Annotated in this window: 18 protein-coding genes and 2 pseudogenes; 10 read left to right on the forward strand and 10 right to left on the reverse strand. The window is 65.1% G+C overall.

The window, feature by feature from the left end; genetic code table 11:
• Positions 1–635, forward strand: a 635-nt coding sequence (locus AC630_RS39995) for a uracil-DNA glycosylase (protein ID WP_074123839.1), incomplete at its 5' end; no start/stop codon positions are given.
• Positions 636–804: 169 nt separating this feature from the next.
• On the opposite strand, the gene AC630_RS40000 is transcribed toward AC630_RS39995, so the two are convergent.
• From AC630_RS40000 to AC630_RS40015, 4 genes are all read right to left on the reverse strand, one after another.
• Complete coding sequence (locus AC630_RS40000) at positions 805–2313, reverse strand: glycosyltransferase family 39 protein (RefSeq protein ID WP_074123840.1); 1509 nt, start codon at positions 2311–2313, stop codon at positions 805–807.
• 270 nt (positions 2314–2583) lie between these two features.
• Positions 2584–3444, reverse strand: coding sequence for a ribonuclease HII (rnhB, locus tag AC630_RS40005; protein WP_074123853.1), 861 nt, complete (start codon positions 3442–3444; stop codon positions 2584–2586).
• A 76-nt stretch (positions 3445–3520) separates the two neighbouring features.
• Positions 3521–3976: a VOC family protein gene (locus AC630_RS40010; RefSeq protein WP_074123841.1), complete on the reverse strand. Its 456-nt coding sequence runs from the start codon at positions 3974–3976 to the stop codon at positions 3521–3523.
• Between the two features lie 24 nt (positions 3977–4000).
• The gene (locus AC630_RS40015) at positions 4001–5176 is read right to left on the reverse strand and encodes a PA0069 family radical SAM protein (RefSeq protein WP_074123842.1); all 1176 of its coding nucleotides are present in this window, start codon (positions 5174–5176) and stop codon (positions 4001–4003) included.
• Positions 5177–5386: 210 nt separating this feature from the next.
• On the opposite strand from AC630_RS40015, the gene AC630_RS40020 reads away from it, so the two are divergent.
• The gene (locus tag AC630_RS40020) at positions 5387–7774 is read left to right on the forward strand and encodes a phosphoketolase family protein (protein ID WP_074123854.1); all 2388 of its coding nucleotides are present in this window, start codon (positions 5387–5389) and stop codon (positions 7772–7774) included.
• A gap of 4 nt (positions 7775–7778) precedes the next feature.
• A complete protein-coding gene (locus AC630_RS40025) occupies positions 7779–8975 on the forward strand; it encodes an acetate/propionate family kinase (RefSeq protein ID WP_074123843.1) in 1197 nt (398 codons plus the stop codon).
• A gap of 190 nt (positions 8976–9165) precedes the next feature.
• On the opposite strand, the gene AC630_RS40030 is transcribed toward AC630_RS40025, so the two are convergent.
• Entirely contained in the window at positions 9166–10005 is an 840-nt protein-coding gene (locus tag AC630_RS40030) for an RMD1 family protein (RefSeq protein WP_074123855.1), read from the reverse strand.
• Positions 10006–10339: 334 nt separating this feature from the next.
• Here AC630_RS40030 and AC630_RS40035 point away from each other — a divergent pair, with 334 nt between their 5' ends.
• The 3 genes from AC630_RS40035 (at position 10340) to AC630_RS46025 (ending at position 12110) form a co-directional block, all read left to right on the forward strand.
• Positions 10340–10915 (forward strand): glycosyltransferase family protein, encoded by a 576-nt coding sequence (locus AC630_RS40035; RefSeq protein ID WP_074123844.1) that lies wholly within the window; start codon positions 10340–10342, stop codon positions 10913–10915.
• Between the two features lie 62 nt (positions 10916–10977).
• Positions 10978–11967: a bifunctional helix-turn-helix transcriptional regulator/GNAT family N-acetyltransferase gene (locus AC630_RS40040; protein ID WP_074123845.1), complete on the forward strand. Its 990-nt coding sequence runs from the start codon at positions 10978–10980 to the stop codon at positions 11965–11967.
• Positions 11967–12110: a hypothetical protein gene (locus AC630_RS46025; protein WP_167561375.1), complete on the forward strand. Its 144-nt coding sequence runs from the start codon at positions 11967–11969 to the stop codon at positions 12108–12110. Before AC630_RS40040 ends, AC630_RS46025 begins: the two co-directional genes overlap by 1 nt.
• Positions 12111–12386: 276 nt before the next feature.
• Here the strand turns inward: AC630_RS46025 and moaB are convergent, their stop codons facing one another.
• Both moaB and ypfJ read right to left on the reverse strand, forming a co-directional pair.
• On the reverse strand, positions 12387–12950 hold the full coding sequence (moaB, locus tag AC630_RS40045) for a molybdenum cofactor biosynthesis protein B (protein ID WP_074123846.1): 564 nt from the start codon (positions 12948–12950) through the stop codon (positions 12387–12389).
• Between the two features lie 192 nt (positions 12951–13142).
• Entirely contained in the window at positions 13143–14087 is a 945-nt protein-coding gene (ypfJ, locus tag AC630_RS40050) for a KPN_02809 family neutral zinc metallopeptidase (protein ID WP_074123847.1), read from the reverse strand.
• Positions 14088–14530: 443 nt separating this feature from the next.
• Between ypfJ and AC630_RS40055 the strand changes: the two are divergent.
• The 3 genes and pseudogenes from AC630_RS40055 (at position 14531) to AC630_RS40065 (ending at position 17019) form a co-directional block, all read left to right on the forward strand.
• A pseudogene (locus AC630_RS40055) lies at positions 14531–15662 on the forward strand (site-specific DNA-methyltransferase).
• 207 nt (positions 15663–15869) lie between these two features.
• Complete coding sequence (locus AC630_RS40060; protein ID WP_074123849.1) at positions 15870–16196, forward strand: hypothetical protein; 327 nt, start codon at positions 15870–15872, stop codon at positions 16194–16196.
• Between the two features lie 142 nt (positions 16197–16338).
• Entirely contained in the window at positions 16339–17019 is a 681-nt protein-coding gene (locus AC630_RS40065; protein ID WP_074123850.1) for a glutathione S-transferase family protein, read from the forward strand.
• A gap of 80 nt (positions 17020–17099) precedes the next feature.
• Here AC630_RS40065 and AC630_RS40070 read toward each other — a convergent pair whose 3' ends face one another.
• Positions 17100–17543 carry a nuclear transport factor 2 family protein gene (locus AC630_RS40070; protein ID WP_074123851.1) on the reverse strand — a complete coding sequence of 148 codons (444 nt, stop codon included), beginning with the start codon at positions 17541–17543 and terminating at the stop codon, positions 17100–17102.
• A 91-nt stretch (positions 17544–17634) separates the two neighbouring features.
• Between AC630_RS40070 and AC630_RS40075 the strand changes: the two are divergent.
• Positions 17635–18228 (forward strand): annotated as a pseudogene (locus AC630_RS40075) (LysR family transcriptional regulator); the annotation flags it as partial.
• Positions 18229–18469: 241 nt separating this feature from the next.
• Here AC630_RS40075 and AC630_RS44880 read toward each other — a convergent pair.
• Positions 18470–18772, reverse strand: a complete 303-nt coding sequence (locus AC630_RS44880; RefSeq protein WP_143198689.1) for a hypothetical protein — start codon at positions 18770–18772, stop codon at positions 18470–18472.
• Positions 18773–18795: 23 nt separating this feature from the next.
• Complete coding sequence (locus tag AC630_RS40080; protein WP_074123852.1) at positions 18796–19101, reverse strand: GlsB/YeaQ/YmgE family stress response membrane protein; 306 nt, start codon at positions 19099–19101, stop codon at positions 18796–18798.
• Positions 19102–19545 lie beyond the last annotated feature (444 nt).

Raw genomic sequence — 19545 nt, forward strand, 5'->3', positions numbered from 1 at the left:
CCGCGATCATGCGCGGCGAGGTCGCACCCGCGCCCGACATCGCCATCGCCTCGGCGCGGGAAGCCGCGCGCACGGCGCCGACGCTGGAGGCGCTGCGCGAGCTGATGCAGAGCTTCGAGGGCTGTGCGCTGAAGCACACCGCGACGCGGCTGGTGTTCGCCGACGGCAATCCGCAGGCGCGCATCATGTTCGTCGGCGAGGCACCGGGCCGCGACGAGGACATCGAGGGGCTGCCCTTCGTCGGGCGCAGCGGCAAGCTGCTCGACCTTATGATCGGCGCGATCGGGCTCAACCGCACCACGGCCTACATCACCAACGTCATTCCTTGGCGGCCGCCCGGCAACCGCACGCCGACGCCGCAGGAGACGCAGATCTGCCTGCCCTTCATCCGGCGCCATATCGAGCTCGTGAACCCGGATCTGCTGGTGACGCTCGGCAATCCCTCGACGCAGACGCTGCTCTCGACCCGCGAAGGCATCATGCGTACCCGCGGCCGCTGGTTCGACTACGACACGGGCGCGCGCACCATCCGCGCGCTGCCAACCTTCCACCCGGCTTATCTGTTGCGCTCGCCCTCGTACAAGCGGCTGGCCTGGCAGGACCTGCGGACGATCGCGAAGGTGCTGGCGGGATAATGCTCTCGTGTCCCGGACGCGATGCAGCGCCACCAGCGCGTTCACGCGCGTCTTTGACGCGCTATAGCGCTGCCTCGCAGAGCCGGGACCCAAGTGCCTACGGAGAGATGGGCCCCGGCTCAGCAGCGCAGCATTACATGCCGCGCAGCGTCCGGGGGCACGAGAGCAGCTACGTCCCCTTCGGCCGCACGATGGCCCAGCCGACGCGCAGCAGCTGCTGGCGTCCGGTCACCAGCCATTCGAAGGCGCGCGGCACTTCCGGCACGATGCCAGGGAAGCGCGCGAGGATTTCCGGCGGCGGGGTGCCGGCGGTGTCGGAGGCGCGCCAGACGACGACGCCACCGGTCTCGCTGAATCGCGCCGGCGTCATCCACGGCGTGCGCGCAGGTTGGGCGTCGATGAACAGATGCGGCCGGCCCGAATGCAGCGCGATCAGGCTCGCAAGCTGGGTCTCGCCGGCGACCGCGCGCAGGCGATGATTGGTGCGGCGGGCAAAGCTCTCGTCGAAGAAATCCGAGATCGCGCGCGCCGGCATCGAGGTCGCGATCTCATGGGCGCCGGTCCAGGGCAGGAACAACACGGCGAGCACGACGCCGATTGCGGGCGCCACGACGGCAGCGGCCCACACCATCCGCAGCATCCGCGCGCGGCGCATCGCGATGAGGTCACCGGCCGCGACGACCACGGCAAGCCCGGACATGACCAGCACGACACCAGCGCCGCCAACGACGGAATCCAGCCCGAGCAGGCCCGAGATCAGCACCGCGCCCAGCGCCGGGGCCAGCGCGAAGAAATAGACGAAGTTGCGCGCGAGCGGCTCGACCGGCGGCCGGAAGATGATCGGCGCCTCCTCGCCCTTGGCGACGAACAGGCGGGTGTTGAGGAAGGTCAGCGCCGGGATTGCCGCCGCGCCGAGCACGAGCCCGCCGAGCAGCCAGGCCGCGTGGATCGCGCGGGCGTTCAGCTCGGCGATTTGCGGCAACGCTGGCAGGACCAGCGTCTCGGCGCGCATCAGCCAGACCGCGTAGGGCAGCGCGAGCACGGCGACGACGATCAGCGCGAACAGTGGATCGACTGCACGCAGCGTCCGCCGGCCGACGGCGGTCGAGATCGCAAAGACGGCGAGGAGCAGAAGAAGGAAGATCGCCGCGGGCGTGGTGAGCAGCAGCAGGCCCGCCTCGATCGACCAGGCGAACCAGGCATTGCCGCGGCGCTGGCCGATGATCTGCCAGGAATGCAACAGCAGCAGCGCCCAGAGCGGGCGCGCCAGCACCAGCGGCCCGAAGTCGAGCGCGGGCGAGGAGAACGCCAGCACCGGCATGGTGAGCAGCACGGCGAGCACCGCCTGCTGCGAGCCGACCACGGCGCGGGAGAGATGATAGAGCGCGATGAAGGTCGCGATCTCGCAGAGCTGGGCCAGCACATAGACGCCGAACATGTGACCACCGGCGGCGCGATAGGCGATGTCGGCAAGCCAGACCGGCAAGTGCGGACCAAGATCGGTGCCGACCCGGTATTCGCGGCCAAAGGCCAGCAACGTCGCGAGGGTGCCGGGCGGGCTGCGGTAGAACACCAGCGCCACGAACAGCCACATCGCGGCCTGGAGCAGCACGGCGATCCACACGATCAGCCGCGGCCGGGCGCGAATGAGCTCGATGACCAGGGAGGTAAACCGCATGCAACGTCCGAAAGATGCAGCCAACCCGTCCAGCCGGCCCTATTCGCTCACCCGTATTTTGATAAAGCGCAGCGCGCGTCGTGGCAACTTCGGTCTGCTCCCTCTCCCCGTTCTTACGGGGAGAGGGTTGGGGTGAGGGGCCTGCTTCCGCGATCACGGTGAGAGACGGACTCGCGGAGAATCCCCCTCACCCGGATCGCATCTGGCGATGCGATCCGGCCTCTCCCCGCAAGCGGGGGGAGGCGAAGAGCCCACCGCTAGCGATGAGTCTTAGAGCTCCGCCGACGCATCGACTTCCACGCTCGCTTCGACCTGCACCTCAACCTCGGTGACGGAGAACAAGTCCCGCACCGGCTCGACGGTCCAGGGCATGTGCTTGGCGCGGGCGGCGGCGACCGGCGCGAAAAAGCTGCGGTGGTGGATGGAGGGGCCGAGGCGGTCGAGGGCGTCGAGATGCTCGGGAACGCCGTAGCCCTTGTGTTGCTCGAAGCCGTAGCCGGGGCAGTCCTGCGCCAGCGCGCACATCAGACGGTCGCGCGTCACCTTGGCGACGATGGAAGCCGCCGCAATCGACAGGACGATCCCGTCGCCGCCGATCACGGCCTCGCAGTCGCAGGCCGTGTCGAGCCGGTCGCGGCCGTCGACGAAGACGTGGCGGGGCGCCTCGGGCAGCGCCACCACGGCGCGCTTCAGCGCCCATAGCGAGGCGCGCAGGATGTTGTCGCGGTCGATTCGCGAGGGCGAGGCGACGGCAACCGAGACCTGCGCGGTGGCGCAGATCTTGTCGAACAGCTTTTCGCGCTCCTCCGCCGTCAGGCGCTTGGAATCGTCGATGCCGCGCGGAATGCGGTTGGGGTCGAGAATCACCGCGGCCGCGACCACGGGGCCGGCCAGCGGCCCGCGACCGGCCTCGTCGCAGCCTGCGACCGGCCAGACGCCGCGCTTGATCAGCGCCCGCTCACGGCGGAAGCTCGGCGAAGCGACGGCGATCACGCCCTTCCTGCCCGCGCCCTTGCCGGTCGAAGCCTTTGTCGCAGAAGCCTTGGTCGCCTTCGCGGGCGTAGCCTTCCTGGCAGCGTCCTTCTTTGGCGCGCCGTTGGCTGGCTTCTTGGCGGATTTATCTCGAATCATGGCCGGGATCGTGCGCAAGCGGGCTGGCCAGCGCAACCGGGAACCCCGGACAATTCCCGATATTCAGGCCAGTGGCCTACTCCGCCAGATGCACCCGCCGGTCCTCGCCGACCTCGATGCCGGGCGCGACCACGACCTCCCAAGGATGGCCGTCGGGGTCGGTAAAATAACCGGAATAGCCGCCGTAGTCGGTCTCATGCGCCGCTTTCAGCAGCGCGGCTCCCTTGCTGGCCGCGAAGGCCAGCACGGCGTCGACTTCCTCGCGTGTCCGGCAGTTCCAGGCGAGCGTGACGCCGCGGAAGGCCGCTGGCCTCGGATTGTCCGGTAACGCGGCGTCGGCCGCGAGCCGATCCCAGGGATACAAGGCGAGCACCGGACCGCCCGTGTCGAAGAAGGCGACGGCTTCACCGGTCGCCTTCAGCCGGCGCGAGAAACCGAGCGCGTCGTAGAAAGCGATACTGGCGCGGATGTCACTCACGCCCAGCGTGATGACGGTGAGCCGCGGCACCGGGACCGGTAGTTCCTTACTCATGCTACGTCTCTTCCACTTCCCCGCTCAGAACAGGCTGAGCTGGTCGCCGTTCCGCTTCGGCCTGGCAAAATGATCCGTCGTCAGCTTGGATCGCCGCTTGTTCAGCCCGAGCCTGTCGCAGGCGATCTCGAAGCGGCGGCCGATGGTCCAGGCCATCGGGCCGGTGCCCTTCATCCGTTCGCCCCATTTCGAATCGTAGTCGCGACCGCCGCGCATGTCGCGGATCAAAGTAAACACGTGGCGATAGCGGTCCGGATAATTGGCCATCAGCCATTCACGGAAGAGATCGCGCACCTCCAGCGGCAGCCGCAGCAGCACGTAGGAGGCTTCCTTGACGCCGGCATGAGCCGCCGCATCCAGGATGCGCTCGATCTCGGAATCGTTCAGCGCGGGGATCACGGGCGCGACCATCACCGTGGTCGGAATGCCGGCGTCCGAGAGCTGCTTCAGCGCCTCCAGCCGCTTCGGCGGCGTCGACGCCCGCGGCTCCATGGTGCGCGCGAGCTTCGGATCGAGCGAGGTGACCGAGATCGCGACCTTGGCGAGGTTGCGCTTGGCCATGCGCGCGAGAATGTCGATGTCGCGCACGACCAGCGCGGATTTGGTGACGATGCCGACGGGATGGCCGGTACGCTCAAGCACCTCGAGAATGCCGCGCATGATTTTGCGCTCGCGCTCGATCGGCTGATAGGGATCGGTGTTGGTACCGATTGCGATCATCCGCGGCTCGTAACCGGGAGCGGCGAGCTCCTTCTCGAGCAGCGCCGGCGCCTCGGGCTTGGCGAACAGCTTCGATTCGAAGTCGAGCCCCGGCGACAGGCCGAGATAGGCGTGGGTCGGCCGCGCGAAGCAATAGACACAGCCGTGCTCGCACCCACGATAGGGATTGATCGAGCGGTCGAAGCCGATGTCGGGAGAGTCGTTGCGGGTGATCACCTTGCGCGAGGTGTCGAGCCCGACCGTGGTCTTGAACGGCGGCAGCTCCTCCAGGCTCTGCCAGCCATCGTCGAAGGCAACCCGCGCCTCAGCCTCAAAGCGGCCGCTGGCATTGGACTGTGCGCCCCGCCCGCGCCTGCGCGCGCGGTCGATGGCGACGCCCAGCTCAGGAAAATCGGCGGGAAAATCAGAAGGCGCACCCGCCGGCTCGGAGGGCGCCGTGACCGGCGGGTGCTTGAGAGCATGTGAAGATGCTGGACTCATGAAGCGAAGATAGCACGGCAAAGGAACAAATCAAGAACAAGAATAAAAAACTGAAAAACAACCCGATGCAAAGTAGCCGCCCAAATTTCAGGCGCGCGGCTTTGACCTCACGCAACAGTAGAGCCGCCGCAATCCCGTTTGATGATGTCGAAGGATCGATCGCGCAGGAACATCGTTGATAGCGATCGCTGGCTGAAGGTCGGTAGAAACATGACAAATCAACGACAATCGGGCGCCACGAGCAGCGAACTCGATCTCCTCGATCGCTACTGGCGCGCCGCGAACTACCTCTCCGTCGGGCAAATCTATCTTCTGGACAATCCGCTATTGCGCGAGCCCCTGCGGCCCGAGCACATCAAGCCGCGCCTGCTCGGCCATTGGGGCACGACGCCCGGTTTGAACTTCATTTACGCCCATCTCAACCGCGTCATTCGCGCGCTTGACATCAGCGTGCTCTATGTCTGCGGTCCCGGCCATGGCGGGCCAGGCATGGTGGCCAACACCTATCTTGAGGGCAGCTACAGCGAGATCTATCCGGACATCGCGCGCGACGCGGACGGATTGCGAAAACTATTCAGACAGTTCTCCTTTCCCGGTGGCATCCCGAGCCACGCAGCGCCGGAAACACCGGGCTCGATCCACGAAGGCGGTGAGCTCGGCTACGCGCTGGTGCACGCCTACGGCGCGGCGCTCGACAATCCCGACCTGATCGTCGCCTGCGTCGTCGGTGACGGCGAGGCCGAGACTGGCCCGCTTGCGGCGTCCTGGCACTCCAACAAGTTCCTGAACCCGGCCCACGACGGCGCGGTGCTGCCGATCCTGCATCTCAACGGCTACAAGATCGCCAACCCGACCGTGCTCGGGCGGATGCGCGACGAGGAAATCCGCGATCTCTTCCGCGGGTTCGGCCACGAGCCGCTGTTCGTCGAGGGCGACGATCCCAAATTGATGCATCAGGCCATGGCGGACGCGCTCGACGTCGCGATCGCCAGCATCCGCTCGATCCAGCAGCACGCCCGCGACGGGCGCAAGAGCGTCGAACGGCCGCGCTGGCCGATGATCGTGCTGCGCAGCCCGAAGGGCTGGACCGGCCCGAAGGAGGTCGACGGCAAGAAGGTCGAGGGTTTCTGGCGCGCGCATCAGGTGCCCGTTGCGAGCTGCCGCGAAAATCCCGCGCATCTGAAAGTGCTCGAAGACTGGATGCGTAGCTACGAGCCGGAAAAGCTGTTCGACGCGAGCGGCGCGCTCATTGCCGACCTTCAGGCGCTGGCGCCCGAAGGCAATCGCCGCATGGGCGCCAACCCACACGCCAATGGCGGTCTCCTGAAGAAGGAATTGAAGCTGCCGGACTTCCGCAGCTTCGCAATCGAGGTGCCGCAGCCCGGCGCCGTCACGGGCGAAGCGACGCGCGAGCTCGGCAAATTCCTGCGCGACGTGATCCGCCTCAACGCGCAGGAGCGCAACTTCCGCATCATGGGCCCGGACGAGACCGCGTCAAACCGGCTCGATGCGGTGTTCGAGGCGACCGAACGCGTCTGGATGGAGCCCATTGAGCCCTATGACGTGCATCTCGCCCAGGACGGGCGCGTGATGGAAGTCCTGAGCGAACATCTCTGCCAGGGCTGGCTCGAAGGCTATCTGCTCACAGGACGGCACGGCTTCTTCTCCTGCTACGAAGCCTTCATCCACATCGTGGATTCCATGTTCAACCAGCATGCCAAATGGCTCAAGGTCACGCGGCATCTGCCATGGCGGCGCCCGATCGCCTCGCTCAACTATCTCCTCACCTCGCATGTCTGGCGGCAGGACCATAATGGCTTCAGCCACCAGGATCCCGGCTTCGTCGATCTCGTCGCCAACAAGAAGGCCGATATCGTCCGCGTCTATTTCCCGCCGGACGCCAACACCCTGCTGTGGATCGCCGATCACTGCCTGCGCACCTATAACCGCATCAACGTCATCGTTGCCGGCAAGCAGCCGTCGCCGCAATGGCTGTCGATGCAGGAAGCCGCCACGCATTGCGATGCCGGCATCGGCATCTGGACCTGGGCCGGCAACGAAGACGCGAACGGCGAGCCCGACGTCGTGATGGCCTGCGCCGGCGACGTGCCGACGCTGGAGACCCTCGCCGCCGTCGATCTCCTGCGCAAGGCGCTGCCCGAGCTGAAGATCCGCGTCGTCAACGTCGTCGACCTGATGACGTTGCAGCCGAAGGAGCAGCATCCGCACGGACTCTCCGACCGCGACTTCGACAGCCTGTTCACGCGCAACATGCCGGTGATCTTCGCCTATCACGGCTATCCCTACCTGATCCACCGGCTGACCTACAGCCGCACCAACCATGCCGGCATGCATGTGCGCGGCTTTGCCGAGGAAGGCACCACGACGACGCCGTTCGACATGGTCGTGCTCAACGAGCTCGACCGTTACCACCTCGCCATCGAGGCGATCGAGCGCGTGCCCGGGCTCGCGACCAAGGCCGCGCGGGTGAAGCAGCAATTCCGCGACGCGCTGATCGAGCATTCGCGCTATGTGCGCGAGCACGGCGAGGACATGCCGGCGGTGCGCGACTGGGTCTGGCCGGCCAGGACGGGTTGACGTCATGCCGGCGCCAGATTCGGTCCTCGTCCTCAACTCGGGATCGTCGAGCATCAAGTTCGGCCTGTTCGACATCGCCGCGGTCGAGCCGGCCCTGCTCTGCAAGGGCCTGCTCGACGAGCACGAGTCCAAGCCCCGGCTCGTCGTGAAGAACCCCGCGGGCGAGGACCTGTTCGAGAAGCGGAGGGAGGCGTCGGATGCCGACAGCGGTCATCTGTTCGCCGACGTGCTCGGCTTCATCGGGGATCGCTTCGGCGACCATCGCTTGCGCGCTGTTGGTCACCGCGTGGTCCATGGCGGACCGGACTATTCAGGCCCGGTCGAACTGACTGATAACGTCTACGCAAAGCTGGAGGCGCTGACGCCACTGGCGCCGCTGCACCAGCCGCGCTGCATTGAGCCGGTCCGCACCATCAAATCCGCCCGGCCCGCGCTGACGCAGATCGCGTGTTTCGATACCGCCTTTCATCACGGCCTTGCGCCGCCGGCGAGCCGCTTCGCGATCCCGAGGCGGTATGAAGAGCGCGGCGTCCGGCGCTACGGGTTTCACGGCCTCTCCTTCGAATATGTCGCGGGGCGACTCGCCGCGATCGCGCCACAGCTCATAGCGAAGCGCACCGTCATCGCGCATCTCGGCAATGGCGCGAGCCTGTGCGCGCTGCGCGATGGCCACAGCATCGACACCACCATGGGACTGACGCCGCTCGATGGCCTCGTGATGGGCACGCGCTGCGGCACGATCGACCCCGGCGTGCTGCTCTACTTGCAACAGCACGAGAAGATGTCGGTCGAGGATGTCCAGCACCTGCTCTATCACGAGTCAGGCCTGCTCGGCGTCTCCGGCATCTCCTCCGACATGCGCACGCTGCTCGCGAGCAACGAGGCTACGGCGCGGGAGGCGGTCGATCTCTTCACCTTCCGTGCCGCGCAGGAGATCGCTGTGATGGCAAATACGCTTGGAGGGATGGACTGCCTGGTCTTCACCGGCGGCATCGGCGAGCATGCCAAGGAGATCCGCAGCGCGATCGGTGCACGTCTCGCCTGGCTCGGTGTGCGCATCGATGTCGCCGCGAATGATGAGGCCCGTGAACGCATTAACGGCGGCCACAGCGCCATCGACGTCTTCGTCATTCCGACCAACGAGGAATTGGCGATCGCGCGGCATTGCGCCGCGGTGCTGCGGCAAGGCCATCGCATTTGAGAGAACGTGGCGGGCAATCCCCTCGTGGCCATCCTTCGAGACGCCCGCCGTTGGCGGGCTCCTCAGGATGAGGTCCTGCTGCCCGGCGCAATCTTAGACCCTCATGGTGAGGAGCGCCGCCTTGCGGCGCGTCTCGAACCATTAGGCCGAGGACGCTTCGCGAGGCGAACACATGCGATCGCCAAAGAGCTCAGTGCGTCCCCGACAATATCTGGATGCAGCCAATCACGACCTCGATCACGATCAGCACCACCACCGCGATCTCGAGGCGGAGCGAGCGCTGGGTGTCGATGATGTCGGTCAGCGCATCGGCCGTCTCCGCGACGACCTTGAGCTTGCGCTCGAGCGTGTCGAGACGCTCTTTCAGCTCGTATTCGTCTTCGAGGCGCGAATAGAGCCGGTCGAGCTGCGGCTTTTCCCAGAGCACATCAGGCTTTTCGGCAACCGCGACGCGGCCGGCGACACGCTGCTGGACCAGAAGCGCGTTGCCGATGAGCTGCAAGATGCCCTTGCGCCGCCGCGGCGTACGGCCTTTCTCGCCGAGCTCCCGCGCAAAGGGCTCGATGACGTCGAAGACCGCAGCGACGCGCCGCTCGTCGCGCGCCAGCGACGTGCTCTTGGCAAGCGCGTCCGCGATCAGAAGCAGCCGATCGTCGGAGAATTTTGCCAGGTTGATCGGCCCGCCCGGCTGGATCACCTCGGCGTTTTCGTCCTTGCAGAGCTGCGCCTGTGCGGTCTCCTCCTCATGGGGGCTGAGCTCGCCGATCACGCGCGGCTTCAGGGTGTCGAGGACAACCTTCTCCTCCGAAGGAAGGAGGCCGATCAACACCACGACGCCGTAGCGGAAGATCACGACGAGGCCGGCGTGGACGCGAAAGGCGGCGGGCGTCGAGGAGACGGGCGCACCGATCTCGAGCCCGGACGGATTGATGCGTTCACCCAGCATCACGGCGCGGATCCGCAGGGTCGGCGCGGCGTCCGGCTTCGGCGATGTTGGCGTCGTGCCAACGGGAAGTTGATCGACGTTCACGCGAATATCCTGCTCGGGCGACCGCGAGGCTCCATCATTGCACATTTTTCCTGCCTGAACCCGCCATTCGACGCACCGGACGTTTGCGCAAATGTGATCACCCAATGGTCGACAATCGCATCAAACAAGCCCGGTTTCATCCGGCCGGAGGACGCATCCCGCCGCAACATCCGGCAATTTTGCCACCGCGCACGACACATTTAGCTGCGATGGGCGGTTTACCATCGAACACCGAAGCACCGCCGAAAAGTTGCACTCGGCAAGGCCGCGTGTTTATGACACCATCATAACAAAGCTACGCTTCTCCCGAAGTGCAGACATCGAAGCCTCAATCATGCTGAGCGTCATCATTCCGACCGAAGGCGTCGAGCAGACGGCGGTCGCAACCCTGGCCGCGCTGGTACCCGGCGCCGCTGCGGGCATCATCCGGGAAGTGCTCCTGGTCGATGGCACGCGCAACGGCGTCATCGAGCGCGTTGCCGACGTCGCAGGTTGCCGTTTCATCGGTTTCGAGGGATCCTCGCAAGGCACGGCGCTCGCCGCCGGCGCGCTCCAGGCCCGCTCGCCCTGGCTGATGTTCCTCCCCGCAGGCGCCGTGCTGGAAACCGGCTGGATCGAGGAGACCACCCAGTTCATCCAGGCCGTCTCGACCAGCGGCCGGGATCGCGCGGCGGTGTTCCGCTATGGGCACTCGCCTTACGCAGATACCGGCTTCCGCGACATCCTCTGGGCCGTGGCGCGCAAGCTGATCGGCCCCTTCGGCGATCAGGGGCTTTTGATCGCGCGCGATCATTACGACCGGATCGGCGGCTACCCGCCCCAGGCCCGCCGTTCCGAGGCGCGGCTGCTCCGGCGGCTCGGCCGCTCGTCGCGGACCATGCTGCGCAGCCGGATCGTCATGGTCGGCTGAAGCCATCACATACTTGCCAAAGTCAAATAATTAATTGACAATGGCAAGTATCGAGGTGACCCATGTCAGCAAGTCTTTCGCCATCAGGTCCTGCGCCATCAAGTCCTGCGACCGAACAGGTCGCTGACGATCAGGTCCAGGCGGTTCGCGCGTTCAACCGCTTCTACACCCGCAAGCTCGGCGTGCTCGACCAGCAGCTCCTGAAGAGCCCGTTCTCGCTGAGCGAGGCGCGCGTGCTCTACGAGCTCGCCCATGGTGGTAAGGAAACTGGCGGCGAGCAATCGGCCAAGGAGATCGGCATCGCGCTCGGGCTCGATCCCGGCTACCTCAGCCGCATCGTGCAGAATTTCGACGAGAGCGGCCTGATCGCGCGCAAGCCGCTCGCGACCGACCGCCGCCAGTACCAGCTCAGCCTGACCGCGAAGGGCCGGCAGGCCTTTGCCAAGCTCGAACGCGTGACGCAGGAGGATGTCGCCGCGATGCTGCGGCCGCTGCCGGACGACGACCGCCGGCGGCTGACCGGATCGATGCAGACGATCGAACGGCTGCTCGGACTGCCGCGCACGCCAGCCCCGCGCGCGACCTTGCGCGATCCCCGCCCCGGCGACATGGGCTGGGTGGTGCAGAGCCATGGCGCGCTCTATGCGAGCGAATACGGCTTCGACTCCGGCTTCGAGGCGCTGGTGGCCGAGATCGTCTCCAAATACATGACCTCCTATGATCCATCGCGCGAGCGCTGCTGGATCGCCGACATCGAGGGCCGGCCGGTCGGCTCGGTGTTTCTGGTGAAGGGCAGCGACGACGTCGCCAAGCTGCGGCTTCTGCTGCTCGACCCCGCCGCGCGCGGCCAGGGCCTCGGCCAGCGGCTGGTCGCCGAATGCGTCTCTTTCGCGCAGGCCTGCGGCTATCGACGGATGACGCTATGGACGCAAAGCATCCTGGTCGCCGCACGAAAAATCTATCAGGACGCGGGATTCAAGCTGATCGCAACCGAGCCGCACCGCAGCTTCGGGCAAAATCTGGTTGGCGAGACCTGGGAGCGGGATCTCTGATGCACCCGCGGCACACGCCCGCGCACCACATCACGGGAGAGCTCGTCGATCTCTACAAGCGCCGCGCACGACGCCTGCATGCGGAGACATGCCGCAAGCTGTGGCTGATGGTGTGGCGTTCGCTGACGCAGAAGCGCCAGTAGAGATCACCGGATTAGCAAGGGCGATGCGCATTGTTGCGCCCTCGCCCCTTGTGGGAGAGGGCAGCGACGCTGGTAGACGCAGGCTCACTTGGGTGAGGGGTCTCTCTCAACACATTCCGTGCGGATAAAGCCTCCTCATCCGGCGCCATAGCCGAAGCTTCGCTTCGGCGCTCCTAAGAACGGCGGCCGACGGCCGCCTATGCCACCTTCTGCGACAAGGGGGAAGGAAAGGCCTCCGTGCAGGGTTCTACGAAGAGAGCATCAGCTCAATGGCGATCACACCGTCGCGCCCTGCGCTTTCGGCCGACGCAGGTGCTCGTCCAGCCGCGGCATGATCTCGACGAAATTGCAGGGGCGCGTGCGGTAGTCGAGCTGGGCGGCGAGGATGCCGTCCCAGCCGTCGCGGCAGGCGCCGGGGGAGCCGGGCAGGCAGAAGATGTAGGTCGCGCCGGTAACGCCGGCGGTGGCGCGGCTCTGGATCGTCGATGTCCCGATCTTGGCGTGGCTCAGCATGTGGAATGCGATCGAGAAGCCGTCCATGCGCTTCTCGAACAGCGGCTCGATCGCCTCCGGCGTGACGTCGCGCCCGGTGAAGCCGGTGCCGCCGGTGGTGATGACCACGTCGACGCCTGCGTCGGCAATCCAGCGGCGGATGACGGCACGGATCGCCTCGACGTCGTCGGTGACGATCTCGCGCGCGGCGAGACGATGGCCGGCCGCGGTGAGGCGGTCAGCGAGCGTCTGGCCGGACTTGTCGTCCGCGAGGACGCGCGTGTCGGAAACGGTGAGCACCGCGATGTTGAGCGGGATGAACTGCTTTGACTCGTCGATGGACGCCATTGCTCTTTCCTCTCGTGTCCCGGACGCGGTGCAGCGCGTCATAGGCGCGTTCACGCGCGTCTTCAACGCGCTATGGATGCGCCGCAGAGCCGGGACCCATTCTGATGAGACCTCGGAGGCGCCGGCATTGTGGGCCCCGGCTCAGCAGCGCAGCATTCCATGCTGCGCTGCGTCCGGGGGACGAGATCTTCGTTACAACGCCCCGCCGCCAAACGTATTGCAGGCCTGGACCGTGCCCTGCTGGTAGCCGGTCATGAACCACTGCTTGCGTTGCGCCGCCGAGCCGTGAGTAAAGGAATCGGGCACGACGCGCCCGGTGGCCTGGCGCTGCAGCGTATCGTCGCCGATCGCGCTCGCCGTGGTCAGCGCGGCGTCAATGTCGCCCGGCTCCAGGAAGTTCGGACGCTTCTTCGCCTCGCGATTGACCCAGACGCCGGACAGGCAATCGGCCTGTAATTCGACCTTCACCTGGAGCGCATTGGCCTCGGCCTTGCTGCCAACCTGCTGCTGCAGCCGCGTCACGCGCGGAATGATGCCGAGCAGGTTCTGGATGTGATGGCCGGCCTCATGCGCGATGATGTAGGCGGTGGTGAAATCGCACGCCGACTTGCCGGAGCAACCCCGGAAACGCGTCTCGACCTCGCGGAAGAAAGCGGTGTCGAGGAAGATGGTCTTGTCGGGCGGACAATAGAACGGCCCCATCGCCGACTGGGCCATGCCGCAGCGCCCGCCATTGGTGGCGTTGCGGAACAGCACGACCTTCGGGCCGGTATAGGACTGGCCGCTGGCCTGGAAGATCTCGCTCCAGCGGTCGTCGATCTCGCCGAGGATGCCGGAGATCATGCTGCCCATCTCGTCCTTGGGCGCGCCGCGCTTGCCCGAGGACGCCTGGCGATCGGTCTGGTAGGTCGGTGCCTGGTTGCCACCGCTGAGGATCTCGGCGCCGCCGATCAGGATGCGCGGATCGATGCCGAAGGCATAGCCGATCAGGCCGAGCACGATGATGGTGCCGATGCCGAGCCCGCCGCCGCCCATCGGCAGTCCGAACCCGCCTCCTCCGCCGCCGCCAAAGCCACCACCACCTTCGTCGCGACGATCCTCGACGTCGTCGCTGCGGCGGAAGTCATCGTAACGCATGGCGGCCTTCCTTTAAGGTCCTGACCTTGAAGTCTGGATTGTGAGGTCCTGATTGCATCTCGTCGGCGCGCAAATGCGCGAAAGCTGAACGCGCCACATACGTAAAATTTCCGTTGCACTTATCAATATCGTGCTCGGCAAAAATTGCCTAGTGCGACGGCAGGCCGATGCCAGCAATTTTTTCCGGAGGGCGAGCAATTTTTTCCGAGAGAAATTTGGCGCCTTTTTGCAGCCATGATTGCCGCCGCAACGCGAAGAAACGCGAAATACACTGCAAATCACGGTGAATGCGCGCAACGAACCGCGCGCAACGCGCGATGCGACGCCTGCTGACAAAAGTAGCGGGTTAAGTCGATTTTTACTTTGCCGCTGCAATGTAACGGCCAGTCGGTTGTTTGGTCCCGCGTCGCCGACAGCGTCGCCTGAGTCAGAGTCCTTGAGTCATGGTAGTGTCGCGTCGCGGGGGCGTCTGCAAAGGCGCCCCGCACAAATTTTGAGTCCGCTTCGCACAGCATCATCATCGGCGATTGCGTCGCCGAGATGTCGAAGCTTCAGGCTGGTTCGGTCGACCTGGTGTTCGCCGATCCGCCCTACAATCTCCAGCTCAAGGGCGATCTCAAGCGCCCTGACGAATCCCATGTCGATGCCGTCAACGACGACTGGGACAAGTTCGATTCGTTTTCCGCCTATGACAATTTCACCCGCGCCTGGCTGCTCGCCGCCCGTCGCGCGATGAAGCCGTCGGCGACGATCTGGGTGATCGGCTCCTATCACAACATCTTCCGCGTCGGCGCGATCATGCAGGACCTCGGCTTCTGGCTCCTGAACGACATCGTCTGGCGCAAGTCGAACCCGATGCCGAATTTCCGCGGCCGCCGCTTCACCAACGCGCACGAGACCATGATCTGGGCCGCGCGCGACGAGAAGGCCAAGGGCTACACCTTCAACTATGAAGCGCTGAAGGCGGCCAACGAGGACGTGCAGGCACGTTCCGACTGGCTGATCCCGCTCTGCACCGGCGAGGAGCGCCTCAAGGGCGCCGACGGCAAGAAAGTGCATCCGACGCAGAAGCCCGAAGGCCTGCTCGCGCGCGTGCTGCTGTCGTCGTCCAAGCCCGGCGATCTCGTGATCGATCCCTTCAACGGCACCGGCACCACCGGCGCGGTCGCAAAGCGCCTCGGCCGTTCCTATATCGGCTTCGAGCGCGACAGGACCTATGCCAAGGCCGCAGAAGCCCGCATCGCGGCGGTCGAGCCGCTGCCGGAAGAGAGCCTCGCCCCGTTCATGACGGCGCGCGAAGCACCGCGGGTCGCCTTCTCCGAGCTGATCGAGCGCGGCATGATCATGCCGGGCACGAAGCTGTTCGATTCCAAGAAGAAGCTGGGGGCCCTGGTGCGCGCCGACGGCGCCATCATGCTTGGGGACAAGGTCGGCTCGATTCACCGGATCGGCGCCGTGGCGCAAGGGGCTGCAGCCTGCAACGGCTGGACCTTCTGGCACGTCGAGACCAAGAAAGGTCTCAAGCTGATCGACGAGCTGCGCGCCGAAATCCGCGCCGGCATGGCGGCGGAGTAGTTTCACTTTCGTCATTCCGGGGCTCGCGAAGCGAGAACTCTGATGCGCAATTGCGCATCAGAGAATCCATCGGACCACGGAACAAGCGGCGGAATGGATTGCGGGCTCGCGCCAAGAGGCGCGGCCCGGAATGGCGAGCGTGGTTGAACGCAGCCGCCGGCAGGACTAGGATCATCGCATCGCCTGCGTCCTCATCGGCCGGCTCCCATGCGACGACAGTCCGAAACATTGCTGCTGGTGCCGCTGCTGCCGATCTTCCTGCTCGGCATGTTTCCGATGTTCCTGATCGCCCTACTGGGATTCTTCGGCCTCGCCATCTTCGGCGTGCTCGTGGTCTGCGTCGGGCTCGCCAGCAGCAACGAGGCTCACGACACTTTCAATCAGGACGCCATCGTGCACGGCTATGGGCGGGGATCGGAGCGCGCGGCGCGGGCTTCCGACATGCATCTCGCCACGCGGCGCGGGCTGCGCCTGGAGGCCGCCGGCGCGGCCATTGTAATTACGGCGGCAATCGGCCTCTGTTACGCCGGCTGATCTGCGCGGCGCGCAGATACCGCCCGGCAAACTCGTCGGTTGCTCTCCCGGGCGAGGTTCAGGCAAGAGTAGGCCGCCCGCGGCAATGACGCTGCGTCCGCTCTCGGCAAGGGCATTCGCAGGAGAACTGGGGAGACAAACGATGCTGAAATTCTATTTCAACGGATCGCCAAACCCGACCAAGGTCGCGCTGTTTCTGGAAGAATCCGGCCTGCCCTTCGAGCCGGTGGCGATCGACACCCGCAAGGGCGAGCAGTTCACGCCGGAATTCCTGAAGATCAATCCGAACGGCAAGGTGCCGGCGATCGACGACAACGGCACGATCGTTTTCGACAGCAACGCCATCCTGCTCTATCTCGCCGAGAAGACCGGAAAATTCCTGCCCGCCGCCAACGTGCGCGGCCAGACGCTGTCATGGCTGATGTTCATCGCGACCGGCCTCGGGCCCTATTCCGGCCAGGCCGTGCACTTCAAGCACTTCTCGCCCAAGGACCAGGACTACGCACATAACCGCTACCAGTTCGAGGGCCACCGCCACTACCAGATCCTCGACGATCACCTCGCCAAGAACCGCTACATGGTCGGCGATGCCTACTCCATCGTCGACATGGCGCTGTGGGGCTGGGCGCGCATGGCCGCCTTCGTGCTCGGCGAGGACGCGCCGAGCAAATATCCGAACGTGAAGCGGCTGGTGGACGATATCTCGGCGCGGCCTGCGGCGGCGCGTGCGATCGGACTGAAGGACAAGTTCACCTTCAAGGCCGAGATGGACGACGAGGCCCGCGGCAACATGTTCAAGCACATGAAGACCAAGGTCGCCTGATCCGTTACGACGCCGGCAAGTCCACGCGCACGCGCGTGGACCTTTCCTTTGGTCGGCGGACACAACGCGGCTCAGTCCGGTCAGCTCGCAGCCCTCACCGGCGCTTGCGGAAACGGGCCGAGCGCCCTCTCGGTCAGGACCGAGTCACAATACTCCCGGATCTCCTTGATCTTGCCGTCCTCGATACGAAACACCAGGCAGTAGTGGTTGTCGTAGCGCACGCCCTCCGGCGTGACGTTGTCGCCCTTGGCTTCGACCACGACGATGTCGCCGTCGGCGATGAAGCGGCGTGCGACCGTCCGCGTCCGGTCGCGAAGGCACGAGCGCACATAGGCGTGGAGGTCGTTGAGGATCGCCTCCTTCCCAGAGAAGGTACGCGACCAGGAATATTGGCCGGTCACGATCCATCTGGCGTCGTCAGCGGGGCTTGCGGCGAACAGCGCGCGATCGCGCGCGGCCGGATCGGGATTGGCGGCGGCGGCAAAAATGTCCTGCATCAGTTTCTTGTTGGCGCTCGCGCTCATGGCGGCATCTCCGCTTCGTGGCAACGCGGAGATGATGGCTGGGCAATCGTCATTCTTCAAATCGATAGCCGATATGATATCTATTCGCCTCATGAATTTGAATTCGCTTGACCTCAATCTGCTGACCGCACTCGATGCGCTGCTGCGCGAGGCCAATGTCAGCCGCGCCGCCCTGCGGATCGGGCTGTCGCAGCCGGCCACCAGCCACGCGCTCCAGCGCCTGCGCGATATCTTTGGCGATCCACTGCTGGTGCGCACCGGCGCGCGGATGGAGCTGACGCCCAGAGCACAAGCCCTGCGCGCCCCGCTGGCGCAGGCGCTCGATCAGGTGCGCGGGCTTTTCGTGCCCGACGACTTCGACGCCGCGCGCAGCGAGCGGCAATTCCGCCTGATGATGCCCGATCTCGCGGTCGAACTGCTGATGCCGCCCTTGATGGAGAAGGTGACGCGGGTCGCGCCCAACGTTCGTATCGACGTCGTGCCGTGGCGGGGACCTGCGATCTTCCACGCCGAGTTCGCCCGCACCATCGACCTGGTGATCTCGATCGGCAATGCCTTTAGGGGTTTTCACCGCCAGCCGCTCTACACCGACAGCGACGCGCTGGCGGTGCGGCGCGGCCATCCCATGGGAGCGAAGCTGAAGCGGCGCGAGACGTTCCTCGCCGCACGCCATGTCGGGGTGATTCGGACATAGCAGGAGCCAAGGGCTTTTGCGTAGTCTCGCCGACAAGCTTTGTCGGTCGTTGTGAGGTCCCCACGGCTCTTCGTGTGGGGTGCGAGCGCGCATGAATTTGCGCAACTGTCACAACTTTCATGATTTCCGGCGTCTGGCCAAGCGCCGGCTGCCAACGGCAGAAAACTGCGCGGCTGACGCTAAATCAGGCCGTCAGGCCGCCTCGCGTCCGCAAAGTCAATTTCTCATGCAGTTATAAAGAAAGGTCCAGCTTTTCCGACCCGAAAGCTTTTTCTGGTCCGCCTGCTTTTGACAATCGGACCATTTCGCTTTCTCTTGTGACCATTCCGCCTTTGCCGCGTTCCACTGCCGTCGGCTCCACTTCGAGACATCTTCCGCTTTCGTCGTTACCATTGATCCCGGCTTCGATTGTTGCTGCGGCTGGGTTTGAGCCAATGCAGCCGGCGTGGCGAGTTGCGCCAGAATGATTATCGACAGAATTGAAGCGCGCAATCGTGGCATGGATTGACAAGTCTCTCGCAATATTGGCGCGCACCTTCCTGAGTTACTCGGATCGCCTCATAGTCGCCAGCGTCGCCACGGAAAGCCCCATCGCCGCCGTGGAAATCCCCGGCGAACCAGCCCGATGATCAGCAAGAGCATTACGGCGCCGATAGTGGCGAAAATGATGGTGCTAACGAGGCCACTGCCGATGTGGATCCCCAAGCGGGGCAGCAGCCAAGTGCCGATAAGAGCGCCGACAATTCCAACGGCGATGTCACCGATGAGACCAAAGCCCCCGCCCGCAGCGATCTTTCCCGCTACCCAACCTGCGATGAGGCCAGCCAGCAAGATGACAAGGAGACCTTCACCGGAAATGTACACCTTGGCCTCCTTCGGTCGAAAGGGTCGGCCGATATGATGTGCGAAAATAACTGCGAACAGCCGCCAGAGTTCCTACGCAAGATGGCGGTGGGCCTCAACGCTCCCGCCATCGACTTCGCCAAGTTTGGCGCGCTCTTCCTCGACAACGGCCGTTGGCGCGGCAAGCATCTCATTCCGGAGAGATGGGCGGTCGAATCCACGTCACCCGACGCCAACGACACTCGCCGATGGCGGCGGGCCGCGTTGTGGAAGAAGGCGAATGGCTACTATAAATACTTTTGGTGGGGTTTGCGTCGTCCGGACGGCGCGATTTCCTTCACCATCCGCGCGCCCATGTTTTCGAACTTGTCATCAAGCTCGATTTCCTTCGCTACAGTCACGCCATCCTCACTCTTGCTGATCTGGCTTGGTGTCGGCTGAGTGAACGATGGATGAAACGATCCG

This window comes from Bradyrhizobium sp. AS23.2 (assembly GCF_001908185.1).
Classification (GTDB): domain Bacteria; phylum Pseudomonadota; class Alphaproteobacteria; order Rhizobiales; family Xanthobacteraceae; genus Bradyrhizobium.

Coding starts and splice junctions, on each gene's coding strand:
- AC630_RS40000 (WP_074123840.1), bottom strand. CDS start 2,313: ATGCGGTTTACCTCCCTGGTCATCGAGCTCATTCGCGCCCGGCCGCGG.
- rnhB (WP_074123853.1), bottom strand. CDS start 3,444: ATGATTCGAGATAAATCCGCCAAGAAGCCAGCCAACGGCGCGCCAAAG.
- AC630_RS40010 (WP_074123841.1), bottom strand. CDS start 3,976: ATGAGTAAGGAACTACCGGTCCCGGTGCCGCGGCTCACCGTCATCACG.
- AC630_RS40015 (WP_074123842.1), bottom strand. CDS start 5,176: ATGAGTCCAGCATCTTCACATGCTCTCAAGCACCCGCCGGTCACGGCG.
- AC630_RS40020 (WP_074123854.1), top strand. CDS start 5,387: ATGACAAATCAACGACAATCGGGCGCCACGAGCAGCGAACTCGATCTC.
- AC630_RS40025 (WP_074123843.1), top strand. CDS start 7,779: ATGCCGGCGCCAGATTCGGTCCTCGTCCTCAACTCGGGATCGTCGAGC.
- AC630_RS40035 (WP_074123844.1), top strand. CDS start 10,340: ATGCTGAGCGTCATCATTCCGACCGAAGGCGTCGAGCAGACGGCGGTC.
- AC630_RS40040 (WP_074123845.1), top strand. CDS start 10,978: ATGTCAGCAAGTCTTTCGCCATCAGGTCCTGCGCCATCAAGTCCTGCG.
- AC630_RS46025 (WP_167561375.1), top strand. CDS start 11,967: ATGCACCCGCGGCACACGCCCGCGCACCACATCACGGGAGAGCTCGTC.
- moaB (WP_074123846.1), bottom strand. CDS start 12,950: ATGGCGTCCATCGACGAGTCAAAGCAGTTCATCCCGCTCAACATCGCG.
- ypfJ (WP_074123847.1), bottom strand. CDS start 14,087: ATGCGTTACGATGACTTCCGCCGCAGCGACGACGTCGAGGATCGTCGC.
- AC630_RS40060 (WP_074123849.1), top strand. CDS start 15,870: ATGCGACGACAGTCCGAAACATTGCTGCTGGTGCCGCTGCTGCCGATC.
- AC630_RS40065 (WP_074123850.1), top strand. CDS start 16,339: ATGCTGAAATTCTATTTCAACGGATCGCCAAACCCGACCAAGGTCGCG.
- AC630_RS40070 (WP_074123851.1), bottom strand. CDS start 17,543: ATGAGCGCGAGCGCCAACAAGAAACTGATGCAGGACATTTTTGCCGCC.